Here is a 12,687-nt window from a genome sequence, read left to right as displayed (position 1 = left end):
GGCAGTGTAATGCGCGGCTTGGGCTTCGTCTAGTTGGCTATGGCTGAGCACTTGCTTCAGCACTGATTATTGCGATTAGGTAATGTCGTTAATAGTGGCATTCAAACTGCCGTCGGCTAGGGCGATGGCCACACTCTGGCCGCTTTTGGCTTGCGCCGTGCTGCTTATCACGCGGCCTTTGTTGTTGCGCACTACAGCGTAACCGCGTTGCAAGGTTTGCAGGGGGCTTACGCTATTAAGCAGTGCGACTTGTTGCTGCAGTTGTTTGCGCTTTTGTTGGAAGACGCGTTCAAACGCTTTTTTAAGTTGTAGGCTTAAGCGTTGATGTTGGTTTTTAGCCTCTTTAACTTGCCATGCGGGGCTGTTTAACTGCAGTTGGTGCCTTTGCGTATTGAGCTGTTGTTTGGCTGAATTTATGCGGTTACTTAGGGCTTGTTTAAGTCGTAGTTCTAAATGGTCGAGTTGTTGCTGCCGGTGACGAAGTTGATCTTGTGGTGATTGCAGCTGTGCTTTTAATAGTGCAAGCGAGCGCTTGGCATTGCCGATATGTGCCGCCATTAGGTGTTGCAGTTGGCGTTTGCGCTGGCTTAGCTGTTGCTGAATGTCTGCCATGTTTGGGGTGGCGGCTTCGGCAGCAGCCGATGGCGTAAGTGCACGCAAATCGGCGGCGAAGTCGCTAAGGGTGAAATCCACCTCGTGGCCCACGGCACTAATAATGGGTGTGTGGCTGGCATAAACAGCGCGCACCAGTGGCTCGCTATTAAATGCCCATAAATCTTCTAGCGAACCGCCACCGCGGCCAATAATTAATACATCGCAGCGATTTTGCTTATTGGCCAGTGTCAAAGCGCTTAATAGGCTGGCGGGTGCCTCGGCCCCTTGCACCATTGCAGGGTAAATAATAACTTCGGCGCTAGGGTAGCGGCGCTTTAGCACGGTAATTATATCGTGCACGGCAGCGCCCGTTGGGCTGCTAATAATGCCAATAGTGTTGGGGTAAGCTGGCAGTGCCCGCTTGGTCTCGGCATCAAATAGCCCTTCGGCCGCTAAAGCATTTTTGAGTGCTTCGTACTGCTGGTGCAAGTCGCCAAGCCCCGCCTTTTGCAGCGAGTTAACAATCAGTTGGTAGTCGCCGCGGCCTTCGTACAGGCTAACATTGGCATTGCAAACAATTTGGTCGCCAGCGCGAATAGGCTCGCGCACCATAATATTCTTGCCGCGAAACATCGCGCAGCGCACCTGGGCGCGGTTGTCTTTTAAGGTGAAATACCAGTGCCCCGAGCTGGGCTGGGCCAAATTGGTTAGCTCCCCTTGCACCCAAACGCTGGGCAGGTTTTGCTCCAGTGCGCGCTTAGCTTGTTGGTTAAGCTGGCTAACGGACATTATATTTTTGGCGGCGGGGGGCATGTCGGCCTCTAGCAAGGTAATCAAAACGTGGTGCGCAGTGTAAGTGGCTATGCTGCGCGGGTAAACCTAGTGATAGGCGCGCTTTTTATTGATCTTGATAAGAAATTGCAGAATTACACGCGATAGCGTTGACAACCCCTAAACAGCGCATTAATATGCGCGCACTTGTTACGGCACAGCCGCAGCAAGTTATCCCAAGTTGCTGATTTTAAATATTAAAATGCAACCACCCAATTACGGGGCCTTAGCTCAGCTGGGAGAGCGCAACACTGGCAGTGTTGAGGTCAGCGGTTCGATCCCGCTAGGCTCCACCAAACAACAAAAAAGCCCCGCTCGAAAGAGTGGGGCTTTTTTGTTGTTTCTTGAGTTTAGTGAGATTGTTCTAAGCCTGCGGTTAACGTGCATCGCTACAGGGATGTAGTTTAGTAGAGCAATGCAGGAGCGATTGCCGAGGGATGCACTAATACCGCGAGCGCATGGATGCGCATGAGCGGTGCGATCCAAAGGTCTAATGTTTAGCTTGGTGTCATACTCGAAAGAGTGGGGCTTTTTTTGTTGTTTCTTGAATTTAGTGAGGTTGTTGTAAGCCTGCGGTTAACGTGCATCGCTACAGGGATGTAGTTTAGTAGAGCAATGCAGGAGCGATTGCCGAGGGATGCACTAATGATGCAATGACTAATAAAGAGCATCAGTGCTCCGATGCATTACCCTAACAACGTATATCCATATACGGATGCGATGTCTATTAAGAGGCTTCCTGCCCAATGTCATTAACTTAGCGGCAGCCGACAATTTTTCTGGACTCGCTCAAGCCATCTACGACTTTGTGCTCCTCGACTTTGTGCTCCTCGGTAATTGCTCCTGCATTACCCTAATAGCGTATATCCATATACGGATGCAAAGTCTAATCTTGCATATCCTTATGCAGGTGCAAAGTCTACCCCCCACGCATCCTTGCTGGGGCTGGGCGCTCCGCACGCGCTCTGGAAAATGTGCTCCTCGACTGCGTGCTTCCTGCGCAGTTCTAATAAAGTACATCCTGTACCGATGCATTTTCGATCACCTTGCTATCCCTGCAAGAGCCGGCGCGTGAGGTTCCTGAAAAATCACCGCCAACCGCTTAACTAGCCTTAAGTTAATGGCATTGGCTTCCTGCCTCGATGGATTGCTTTAACAGTTGTAACTATTCAGCCATGCACAAATAGGTCGGCAAACTGATTAGTTTCTGGGCCGCTCAAGCCATCTGCGACTTTGTGCTCCTCGGTAATTGCTCCTGCATTACCCTAATAGCGTATATCCATATACGGATGCAAAGTCTAATCTTGCATATCCTTATGCAGGTGCAAAGTCTACCCCCGCGCATCCTTGCTGGGGCTGGTCGCTATGCAAGCGTTCCAGACGCTTGAATGCCCCGAAAATAATCAATTCGCCTTTGAGGTGGCCATTATTTCGCAGCCGCCTGAATAGTTACCAATTTACGCTCCTGTAAAAGCCTAGCTCTGCACAAACGTCCTGTTTGTGGCGGCCTCAGAGGTTCATTCCTATACCTTTACGGAGTTCAGCAGCTGGTCACCTTTGTAGTTGGCTATTGTCTAGATATCAATTGGGCTGGTAACGCCTCGTTCTCGAAACCAATTCGGGATACTCTAAATTCCCCTGACCCATACATAATCTGAGCGGTTACCTTGTGTAGGCTAGGCATGCGCTTTATCACACTATTGGCCTCCGTGAGAGAAAAGACGGTAGGTATAGTCCTAGCTCGCGAACTGTATGCAAAGTTCAGCTTCCCTACCTCCTGCTTCAAAAGCTTCCGATACATAAACGGTATGGGATTCAGTGCTGTTTTTTGGGCGTTGATCGCCAGTAACCTGTTAACCGCAAGGGTGTTTAAATTGGTCTCTATGTCAATATCGGTGAGTTCAGGAAGATTCCAATGAAGTGCCGTGTGGCGCGAACTTGAGTTGTTTTGATCCACATAATCTGCCAACGTATCAATACGCAAAAAACGAAGGAGCTGGTATGGATAACAACCCCACTAGAAGACCTGTTAAACGACTTAAGGCTGAATACACTGCCGGTTCGGGTAAGGCTCAGATTGCAGAAACACCAAGTCAGCTCTCAAGCATTCTCTGGCGAGCATCGAATAGTGAGCAAGGCAAAAGAAATACCGCCATGTGTATGCTGCTCTTTGCGACAGGTTTACGAATAAACGAGCTTGCCCAGCTTCAAGTTAGAGATGTGCTCCACCCCTGTGGCGAGCTTAAAACTACTTTTCGATTACCGGCGAAATACACCAAGACTGGCAAGTCACGACTTGTCTATATCCTGGTGAAGCAGCTCCGTACGGCGCTCGAACTATGGCTGAGCCAGCGAATAGCTGAAGGGGCCATGCTGTGTGATAGCAATGATTACCGATCACTAAGACCAGATAGTCCTTTATTTCTTGCCAAGAAAGGCACTTGGCGCCGATTTGCCTTTAATGTAAAGCGCTACAAAGCAACCGATAAAGATGGACGCTCGGTTACGAGAGAGGCGATGGTTTGCAGCAGCCTCGAGAACCTTATGAGAGAGCTATTCAAAGAGTCTGGATTGGAGGGCGGGTCGTCGCACAGTGGGCGTCGTACACTGGGGAGCTGGCTCGACAGAAAGGGCTGCACGTTAGAAGCTATACAGTCGATCATGAACCATGAAGACCCCGAGACAACCCTGATATATATCGATCCTTGGGATAAACGGATAGACCAAGCCTTCAAAGGGCATTTAGCCGAAGTGAGAATGCCAGAGCAATTACGACGAGCCCACCCCTTTACCGTTTGACACATAGTAATGAACTGAGTATCTTTACTATTACGTGATAAGTAAAGAGGTATTTCATGCCAAAAGTTAGCGCAAAGAGACAGATTACACTGCCTATTGATCAATGTAGGGATGCGGGTATTGAGCCTGGCGATGATTACTCAAGTTATGTGGACAACGAAGGTCATATAACCATCATCAAAAAAGTGGCCGGAGCGGCCAAGGGTTTACTATCTGACATTGATGTGAACCGAAAATACAGTGATGAGGATTCACTACAAAGCAGTATCGCTACATGATCTCAATTGATACCAACGTGCTCTTGAGATACCTCCTGGAAGACGACAAGACGCAGGCAAAAAAAGCGGCGGCTCTTATTATGGGTGATGAAACTGTATTGATTACTGATGTGGTTCTGGCTGAAACTATTTGGACTCTGAAAGGAAAACGCTATGGTCTGGATAAAGAAGCCATCGTTAAGGTAGTTAATTCGTTATTCGAAGAGCCAAATATAGCTTTTGAAAGCGGTCAGACTGTTTGGCGAGCCATTAACGACTACAAGAATTCAAAATCAATAAAGTATGGAGGTAAGCGCAAAGAAGCGGATTTTCCAGATGCGCTAATTGTGAACAAGAGTATACATACATCTAAAGAGTTAGGGGTTAAGTTTAACGGTGCTTATACATTTGACGTGGCTGCCCAACAAATCCCAGGAACAAAAAAACCATAGGGTCTTGGAAATGATAGGTAGGATGCGGCACTCGAATAGAGTCTTTGCGATTTTGTTATTTGTTTTAGCATTGATGGTTATCGGAGGGGTTTTTTATATCGCCGACAATGGCTTTATGCCATTCGGCGAGGCTCTTATTGTTATTTTTCTCTGGGGAGTTATTGCCATGCTGCTAGTTTCAGTTGCTCATGTTTCGTTTGTTACTGCCGTGGACGCCTTACGCACTGGAGATTGGAAATGATTGACTTAGTCCTGAGTAGGACCCTCAATACCTTCGGGGGGGCACCCAAACTCAAATGATAACAATCACAGAAAGCGGACGCCCTAAAACAATAAACATGAGGACGTAACGGCATGGACTTTTCTCCGATATTAAGCCAGATTTACAGTTCGCTTTGGTACTTAATCCCCTTCTTTGTTTTAGTTGGGGTAGTAAAAAGCCCTTGGTTTAAGGGCGTTTTTGGTGAATTTCAAGTCAATATGTTACTTAAATTATTCTTATCTAAAGATGATTATCATCTGATAAAGAATGTCACGTTACGCACTGAAGACGGCACGACTCAAATTGATCATATTTTAGTTTCAAAATATGGGGTTTTTGTTCTTGAGACTAAAAACATGAAGGGATGGATTTTTGGCTCAATTAGTCAAAAATCGTGGACACAAAAAATATATAGGCATACCAGTAAGTTTCAGAACCCTCTGCATCAGAACTATAAGCACACCAAAACGCTTGAAGAAATCCTTAAGGTTGACCCTGGATACATCCACTCAGTTATTGTTTTTATAGGCGATAACACCTTCAAAACTGAGATGCCTGAAAACGTTACTTATGCTCGGGGTTGCATAGAGTTTATTAAGTCGAAACAAATTGAGGTATTTGAATCTTCGCAAGTGATAGCAATTGTGAATGAAATTGAGTCTGGAAGACTTAAGCGCGGGATCACCACTAATAGAGATCATGTTGCCCATGTTCGAACTATCGTCCAGTCTAAAGAGGATTCGACGGCCGGACCTACGAATTGCTGCCCTAAGTGCGGGTCAGCGATGATAGTTCGAGAGTCTAAAAGAGGCGAAAATGTGGGGCGAAAGTTCTGGGGATGCTCATCATTTCCGAGGTGTAGGTCAGTTTTGGCGTATGAGTAACCGGTAAGTTTTAGTTGCCGTGTTTTAAACCCGCGAAAAATTAATAATTGACCTTGGAGAGATGAAAGCGAATGTCCGGCAAGTTATGCACCGAATATCATGAATTGGCGTGCAAACCCTGAAAAGGGATGGTATTCATAGCGGCCGCACTATAGGTCTCTGTTAAAGTAGGGGCCGCCTTAAGCTTCACTCACTCAATGAGGAAAGTTGGAAATGGCAGAAGTAGCAACAAACATTGTGGTCGCCTTGGGGGCAACCGGGTTTATCTTTTTAGGCTTATATGCGTTATACGTATACTTTAAAAACAAGTAAGCATCACTATTGGCAGCGAAAGCCTACTGTTATTTAAAAATAGGATCGATTATGACATTTACAGACCCCGCCATAGCTTTGGCTATTGCCCTAGTAAGCTTGATCATAACCCTAATTGGTGCTTGGGATAAGATTTCTTCTATCATTCAGGTTTCAAGAAAGGCTCGAACGCGCAAAAAGATTGCTGCGTTAGAGGATAATATTTCTAGGATAAACAAAGCGCTATCAACCCCGTCACTTGTCGTTGCCCAGTGCTCTGTTGAGTTAGGTATGTTAATTTCATCTGGATTGTTCGTAATTCTTGCTGATCTATCGCTTTCTAAGGACGCTTCTTATGTAGAGGTTGTTGAATATTTTTACTATGGTTTTGCGTTATTAGTAGGGATGGTTATGGGCAACCTATTTGTTTTGAGGGATAACTTAAGAGATCCACAGAAAAAAATTGAAAGTCTGCAGGCCTATAAGCAGATCTTATTGGGCAAGGAGAAAAATATTCATGGCTAATGACACGACAGATGACGAAGGTTGTTGCATGAGAAAATCAGTGTTACTCAGTCTATTCACTTTTCCATTGGGTCTTGTTGTTGGGTACGCTATCTGCGCCGTATGGTATTTTAAGGTGATGTATTTTGATGAGAACAGCGCTGAAAGCTATGCGTAACTTAATTATATCTTGAATTCAGGCGCAAGTGATACTGCTACGAATATGATAAAGCTCGCCTTGTTGGATAACGCGATTAGCATGCGCGAGAGTCGGGATATTTACTCGGCAATTATAAGTGAAGAGGGCGGATTAACAGTGCCATTGCGCTTCAATCTTGATCTCAGCGTCGAGAAGTCGGCATTAATCGTTACTGCGAGCCAGATAGGGTTGAGGTTGTAATATGAGTGAAAAGGTTAAAAAATCTATCTGGGACGAGACTGGACCAGATCGTTATCTGGGAGATTTTAATTGCAATGCTCAGAATTTGGCAGTTCTTAAGTATGTCGAACATGCAAAAAAGCAAGCCGGTGTGCTTAGCAATAGTGATTTATCGAAAATTGATACATTCATTTCAGAAATACCCTCTAATCCAAATGTTTCGGATATTTACCGATATCTAGATAATGTTTGTGGAATTGATGGTGTTGGGATACCAATTGCTATATGCATGCTCTCTAGGTCGAGGAGTGGTGAGTTTCCACCTTTTGATCAGTATGTTTTGTTAGGCCTGTTTCGTAGTGGTGTGCTTACCCAAGATGAGTACGATGAGCTCGCTAGAAAGAAAATTTCAACATTTTCCGAAATTTATTTGAGAAAAGTTGTAAAGCTCTGGCTTGAAGAAACGGCATCCGGCCGCAAGCCATCTCACATTGATGAGAGTTGGGTTTTGCTGGGCAAGAAGAAATAAAGAGATTGGAAAGTGCTGCTGACCCTAGAAAACAAAACTGACACTTCCATTTTCTATGTTGGGAAAATCACTATTGAAAATAGCTACAATAGAACGCTCTCTAACCCAAATTTAAGACTCAGGGAATTATTATGCCAAATAAACCACTTAAACTGTTTTATAGTTATTCTCATGCCGACTCTATGCATCGCTTGGAGATGGAAAAGCATCTGGTAACCCTCCGAAAAGCTGGCAGGATTAGTGAGTGGTCCGACAATAAAATAACCGCTGGAAAAAAGATAGGCTCCGAAATTAGGAGGGAGATCGCGGAGGCGGATATTGTTGTATTTTTAATAAGTGTTGACTTTCTGAATTCGGAAGCCTGTCTGGAGGAGGTATCGATGGCGAAGGAGCTATTTGCGAATGGTTCATGCAAGCGTTTGATCGCTGTAATCTTGAGGGATTGTGCTTGGATGGATTTCGATGATATGGGCGACTACTTAGCTCTTCCGTACGATGGGAAGCCTGTAGAATGCTGGCCATCAAAAGATATAGCTTGGTCAAATGTTTTTTCTGGTTTGAGAAATGTTATAGAGCAAGAAGAATTGAGTCACCAGAAAGAGTGGAAAATATGAAAGGTTTCCGGCTTGAATTGTACTGCAGCTATTTTGATGGTGATGCAGTTAGCCTTAAAAAGTTTGAGGATCATCTGGCTTCCTTAAAAGCAAGTGGCGTCATCAAAACGGTTAACAAAGGAAAGATAACCGCTGGCCAGATGATTGGAGTACGTCAAAAGGAGCTTCTTGAATCGGCTGATATTGTAGTTTGTTTTATCAGCGCTTCATTTTTAAGTGATAGTTCCTGTGCTGAAGAGCTTCATCGTGCGATCGAACTATCTAGTGGAGGGCGGAAAAGAGTTGTTCCTATAATACTAAATCCGTGCGATTGGAGAAAATTTCCTGTTCTTGGAGAATACAGTCCACTACCTTCAACGGAAAAAGCAATTAGTTTGTGGGAGGAAGAAGATTCCGCTTGGTTGGATGTTGTTCAAGGTATTTCCTGTGTGGTGGATGACATTAGAAATTGCTTTGAGCTAAGGGAAGAGTATATCTCTAGTGTTTCAGAGATTGAATTTTGCTCAAAGAACGATCAGGCAGTTTCAATTGATGACGTTTTTGTATTTCCGAATCTATTTATTCAGGGGGATGGTGTAAGTGAGGAGATCTCTGTAAAAAGCATCAAAGATGTTCTGAAATACAGGAAATTAATAATTGAGGGGGATCAGCAGAGCGGAAAGACCAAGTTTGCAGTACATATGCTTCTTGAGATGAACAAGAACAGCAATCCTTGCCTGCTGATAGACTTCAACCTAATTCAGTCTAGAAGGCCGTCGGAGCAAGTGTTAAGGAGAGCTTTTGATGAGCAATGGACCGGAGACTATTCACAATGGATTGAGCAAGAAGAGCTTACCGTGATTGTGGATAATTTATCCGGGTGTGAATACTCCTTAAATTATATATCCCTTTTAGAGGGCATATTTTCTAGGGTAGTAATTCTATGCTCTGCCGATGTTTATGATTCATATTTCGTTGATGAAGAAAAACTGGCCGAGTATCATACTGGGTCAATACGGCCTTTTACTCATGTCAAGCAAGAAAAGCTAATAAAGAAATGGATTTGTGTGCAAGGTGCCATTGGTGATACTCACGCCTTAATTGATAAGCTCGAAAACAATATTAACTCTATCATTCTTGATAACAAGGTGATTCCTAGATATCCATTTTTCATACTATCTATTTTACAAACGTATGAAAGTTTTATGCCGCAAGATACACAAATTACTGCATACGGGCATTGTTATAATGCATTAATTTTGGCGAGACTGATAAAGTCAGGCGTGGATAATAGTGATAGTAATATAGGAACGTGTTTGAATTTCTGTAGTAGGTTAGCCTACGAAATATATCAGAATTCTGGGGCGGGACTGTCTGAAGATCAGTATTTAGTTTTTATTGATCACTACAAAAGTAAATTTATTATCAGTGACGCTTTAATTAATCGGATTGTAAATCATTTTGGTTTGGTGAAAAATAATAATGGTTGCGGATATCATTTTATAATTGAGTATAGCTATTTTTTCTTTTTGGGTAGATTTTTGTCAGGCACATATTCCGATAATTCCAAAATCGTTACTGGAATGATCGATAGTAGCTATTCACGGAATAATTCTTTATCCATAATATTCACCATTCACCATGCGCACTCCCAGGAAATTGTTGATGAGATTTTGGCACATACAATGTGTGCGATTGACTGCGTGGCTCCAGCCAGTTTAGATGAGAGTGAGACCGCACTGTTTAACCGGGTATTGAATGATATTCCAAGTAAACTTTCTTCATTTAATAGTGTAGACGATGCAAGGGAGGAGCAGAGAAGTTATCGAGATGCTGCTGAGCATGGGAAAGCTGATATGGAGGAAGAGCTTTCAGAAATGGAATCCAAACCTTTGGTTAATGAGGTTTTTAAATGCTATAAGAATATGGAGATTCTTGGTCAAATATTGAAGAATAAAACAGGTGATCTAGAGATTGATGCAATATATGAAATTGTTGAGGTAATATGCGATGCAAGTTTGCGCCTATCTAAAATGATGCTTACTGATGAAGACGAGTGTGAAAAATTTATTAGGTACTTGTACCGACAATATAAGCTTTCCGACGACTATGACCCGAGTAAAACTGAAGCTCAACATCTCGCGGAGATTAAGAGAATATATGTGTTTAGAGCATTTATTTGGGTGATGCAGAATATTGAACGAGCTGTAGCATCAATTAATAAGAAGGAAATTGTTGATGTGGTTAATCGCCTAGCTGAAGATAAGCAAACTCCTGCTTATGAGCTAATTCGCTACTTTTTTACTTTAGACACCTCTGAGGGTTTTGATGAAAGAGCTAAAGCGGAATTTAATAGTATCTATGAGAAGTATGCGAAATCAAAAAAAGGTGAAATTATTCCAAGGGTGGTTTCGATTAGAACGCAGTATTACTGTAGAACTCATAAGATTCCAGAAAGTATTGAGCAATCAGTTTATTCGACACTTGGAATCAAGTATGAGCCAAAACTTAAATCGTTGACTTAAGAACTTGTGTTAACGGCTCTTATGGCTGAAAGAGGTAGGCCTTGATTTTACGATGCTGCTAACGTCCGCTTTTGGCCGAAAGCGGACATTGGGAAATGGCCTGCGGATGAATACCTAGTTATAGAAAAAATAAACGGCTTACAATTAAAAAAGGTTGATTACAAGACGAGCGTCGAAAACCATGAAGGCTATAGACGATTGAACTGGATATTTCACAATCCAGTGTGGCAGCTCAATTTTGCACTAAAGGTTCCGGAAATATTTTATTAATTACATACGAGTCAAACTGTCCATCATTGCTTATTCTGGCGACCGAAAATGGACGTAAATAAAGGTTTAAGGGCTATATGAACTACATCTACCTCGATACATGTGTCTTGCTGGACATTTCCACAAAGAGGAGTGATTTCCCCCTCGTATCTGCACTAGAGGAACTGGTGGATTCAAACAATGTGAAATTGGTCTTAGCCGATCTGGTTGTTGAAGAATATGAGCGAAATAAAGAGAGTGTTGCTAAGAAAACAGCTCAAAGATTGTCTCAAGAATTCAAGCAGGTAAAAGCTGTAGTAAATGAGTTTGCGGGAGAAAAGCAAGCTGAGACCATGGAAGTTCTTAATGATATCAATGCAAGATTGCCGCTTTTGACTGAAGCGAACTACGCAACGATCCATAGAGTTGAAAGGTTAATTGAATCGGCAAAGATCATTTCAATTAGTGACCGCTCTAAAATCGCCGCAGTTCAACGTGGACTCGAAAAAAGAGCCCCTTTTCATATCAGCAAAAACTCAGTCGCGGACGCTGTCATTATCGAGCAATTTTTTGAATTTGTGAGTAGCCTCGACAGTAACAATGATATTTGCATTTTTGTAACCCTTAATTACACCGACTTTTCTTCGAAAGATCATCGAAAGCCGCATGCAGATTTTGAGGAGATATTCTCAATCTCGAAATCTTTATATTTCAATAATCTAGCTTCAGCTATTGATCATATTGATCCAGAGTTGCTTGCTGAAGTCGAGTTTGAAAACGATTTTACAGAAGAAACTAGAGGTTTGAGAGAAATATTGGACTCTATGGATGAGCTGGTTGATAAAGTCTGGTACAACCGCCACCAAAATAGAATGTGGGGTATCGAACATGGTGAAATTGAAGTCATACCAGAAGGAACCGAACGCTACGGCTCAGATATAATTCATGAGCATATCCTCAAAGGCGCTATTAAGTCAGCGGAACGCGTGGAAGGAAAATATGAAGACATAGGGCCGTGGAGTGATTTTGAGTGGGGGATGATCAATGGTAAGTTATCGACACTGCGTTGGGTGTTAGGTGACGAATGGGATATGTTAGACACCTAAAGTTAAGAAGCATTACAACGGACGAGCCGTTGAATGCGGTGTTAAATTCCGCTCTTGGCCGAAAGCTCTGACACTAGACATGATGAGATTGGAATATGACAATGAAGCTTGAAGCGATAAAGGAAGAGCTGAGTAAGCTTAGAAATAAGCTGAGTGGACCCAATTTAAACCATGCTCAGCGCGAGGATGTTAAACTGCAAATCAAAGAGCTTGAAATTATGTTAGCCACAGCCATCAGAGCAGAAACAATCGCCTCTGGGGTGTTGCGCGCTATGAACGGAAAAAGCACAGAAACTAACCCAGAGCTGAAGCCAACCACTAAATCCAGCGGTTTCTTTCCCTCTAACAGGTAATGGGGGTTGGAAAATAGCGTAGCATAAGTTAGTTAATAAATTCATTACGGGAAGAGATGGAAGGCCTTTAGCTGTCGTT

Annotated in this window: 12 protein-coding genes and 1 tRNA gene; 12 read left to right on the top strand and 1 reads right to left on the bottom strand. The window is 43.3% G+C overall.

What is annotated here, in order from left to right; genetic code table 11:
• Nucleotides 1-75: 75 nt before the first annotated feature.
• On the bottom strand, nucleotides 76-1,407 hold the full coding sequence (xseA, locus tag MARGE09_RS15960; RefSeq protein WP_236983510.1) for an exodeoxyribonuclease VII large subunit: 1,332 nt from the start codon (nucleotides 1,405-1,407) through the stop codon (nucleotides 76-78).
• Nucleotides 1,408-1,645: 238 nt separating this feature from the next.
• On the opposite strand from xseA, the gene MARGE09_RS15955 reads away from it, so the two are divergent.
• From MARGE09_RS15955 to MARGE09_RS15900, 12 genes are all read left to right on the top strand, one after another.
• A tRNA-Ala gene (locus MARGE09_RS15955) sits at nucleotides 1,646-1,721 on the top strand.
• Nucleotides 1,722-3,426: 1,705 nt separating this feature from the next.
• Nucleotides 3,427-4,224 (top strand): tyrosine-type recombinase/integrase, encoded by a 798-nt coding sequence (locus MARGE09_RS15950; protein ID WP_236983508.1) that lies wholly within the window; start codon nucleotides 3,427-3,429, stop codon nucleotides 4,222-4,224.
• Nucleotides 4,225-4,280: 56 nt separating this feature from the next.
• Nucleotides 4,281-4,502, top strand: a complete 222-nt coding sequence (locus tag MARGE09_RS15945; protein ID WP_236983506.1) for an AbrB/MazE/SpoVT family DNA-binding domain-containing protein — start codon at nucleotides 4,281-4,283, stop codon at nucleotides 4,500-4,502.
• Nucleotides 4,499-4,933 (top strand): PIN domain-containing protein, encoded by a 435-nt coding sequence (locus MARGE09_RS15940; RefSeq protein WP_236983504.1) that lies wholly within the window; start codon nucleotides 4,499-4,501, stop codon nucleotides 4,931-4,933. The genes MARGE09_RS15945 and MARGE09_RS15940 overlap by 4 nt, the downstream gene beginning before the upstream one ends.
• Nucleotides 4,934-4,985: 52 nt before the next feature.
• Nucleotides 4,986-5,174, top strand: coding sequence for a hypothetical protein (locus MARGE09_RS15935; protein WP_236983502.1), 189 nt, complete (start codon nucleotides 4,986-4,988; stop codon nucleotides 5,172-5,174).
• Nucleotides 5,175-5,287: 113 nt separating this feature from the next.
• Nucleotides 5,288-6,079: a nuclease-related domain-containing protein gene (locus MARGE09_RS15930; RefSeq protein WP_236983500.1), complete on the top strand. Its 792-nt coding sequence runs from the start codon at nucleotides 5,288-5,290 to the stop codon at nucleotides 6,077-6,079.
• Nucleotides 6,080-6,442: 363 nt separating this feature from the next.
• Complete coding sequence (locus tag MARGE09_RS15925) at nucleotides 6,443-6,895, top strand: hypothetical protein (RefSeq protein WP_236983498.1); 453 nt, start codon at nucleotides 6,443-6,445, stop codon at nucleotides 6,893-6,895.
• Nucleotides 6,896-7,275: 380 nt separating this feature from the next.
• Nucleotides 7,276-7,782, top strand: a complete 507-nt coding sequence (locus MARGE09_RS15920) for a hypothetical protein (RefSeq protein ID WP_236983496.1) — start codon at nucleotides 7,276-7,278, stop codon at nucleotides 7,780-7,782.
• A gap of 131 nt (nucleotides 7,783-7,913) precedes the next feature.
• The gene (locus MARGE09_RS15915; RefSeq protein WP_236983494.1) at nucleotides 7,914-8,396 is read left to right on the top strand and encodes a toll/interleukin-1 receptor domain-containing protein; all 483 of its coding nucleotides are present in this window, start codon (nucleotides 7,914-7,916) and stop codon (nucleotides 8,394-8,396) included.
• A complete protein-coding gene (locus MARGE09_RS15910; protein ID WP_236983492.1) occupies nucleotides 8,393-10,900 on the top strand; it encodes an NACHT domain-containing protein in 2,508 nt (835 codons plus the stop codon). The genes MARGE09_RS15915 and MARGE09_RS15910 overlap by 4 nt, the downstream gene beginning before the upstream one ends.
• Before the next feature lie 347 nt (nucleotides 10,901-11,247).
• Nucleotides 11,248-12,255, top strand: coding sequence for a PIN domain-containing protein (locus MARGE09_RS15905; protein WP_236983490.1), 1,008 nt, complete (start codon nucleotides 11,248-11,250; stop codon nucleotides 12,253-12,255).
• Nucleotides 12,256-12,350: 95 nt separating this feature from the next.
• Nucleotides 12,351-12,608, top strand: coding sequence for a hypothetical protein (locus MARGE09_RS15900; RefSeq protein ID WP_236983488.1), 258 nt, complete (start codon nucleotides 12,351-12,353; stop codon nucleotides 12,606-12,608).
• The last annotated feature ends 79 nt before the right edge of the window (nucleotides 12,609-12,687 follow it).

Source organism: Marinagarivorans cellulosilyticus (assembly GCF_021655555.1).
In the GTDB taxonomy this organism is placed as follows: domain Bacteria; phylum Pseudomonadota; class Gammaproteobacteria; order Pseudomonadales; family Cellvibrionaceae; genus Marinagarivorans; species Marinagarivorans cellulosilyticus.
The sequence above is the reverse complement of the archived record's forward strand: the minus strand, read 5'-3'. Positions and strand labels throughout refer to the sequence as shown.

Excerpts from the sequence above, each read along its gene's own strand:
- MARGE09_RS15920 (WP_236983496.1), top strand. The coding sequence starts at position 7,276 with ATGAGTGAAAAGGTTAAAAAATCTATCTGGGACGAGACTGGACCAGAT.
- xseA (WP_236983510.1), bottom strand. The coding sequence starts at position 1,407 with ATGCCCCCCGCCGCCAAAAATATAATGTCCGTTAGCCAGCTTAACCAA.
- MARGE09_RS15905 (WP_236983490.1), top strand. The coding sequence starts at position 11,248 with ATGAACTACATCTACCTCGATACATGTGTCTTGCTGGACATTTCCACA.
- MARGE09_RS15915 (WP_236983494.1), top strand. The coding sequence starts at position 7,914 with ATGCCAAATAAACCACTTAAACTGTTTTATAGTTATTCTCATGCCGAC.
- MARGE09_RS15945 (WP_236983506.1), top strand. The coding sequence starts at position 4,281 with ATGCCAAAAGTTAGCGCAAAGAGACAGATTACACTGCCTATTGATCAA.
- MARGE09_RS15930 (WP_236983500.1), top strand. The coding sequence starts at position 5,288 with ATGGACTTTTCTCCGATATTAAGCCAGATTTACAGTTCGCTTTGGTAC.
- MARGE09_RS15910 (WP_236983492.1), top strand. The coding sequence starts at position 8,393 with ATGAAAGGTTTCCGGCTTGAATTGTACTGCAGCTATTTTGATGGTGAT.
- MARGE09_RS15950 (WP_236983508.1), top strand. The coding sequence starts at position 3,427 with ATGGATAACAACCCCACTAGAAGACCTGTTAAACGACTTAAGGCTGAA.
- MARGE09_RS15940 (WP_236983504.1), top strand. The coding sequence starts at position 4,499 with ATGATCTCAATTGATACCAACGTGCTCTTGAGATACCTCCTGGAAGAC.
- MARGE09_RS15925 (WP_236983498.1), top strand. The coding sequence starts at position 6,443 with ATGACATTTACAGACCCCGCCATAGCTTTGGCTATTGCCCTAGTAAGC.
- MARGE09_RS15900 (WP_236983488.1), top strand. The coding sequence starts at position 12,351 with ATGACAATGAAGCTTGAAGCGATAAAGGAAGAGCTGAGTAAGCTTAGA.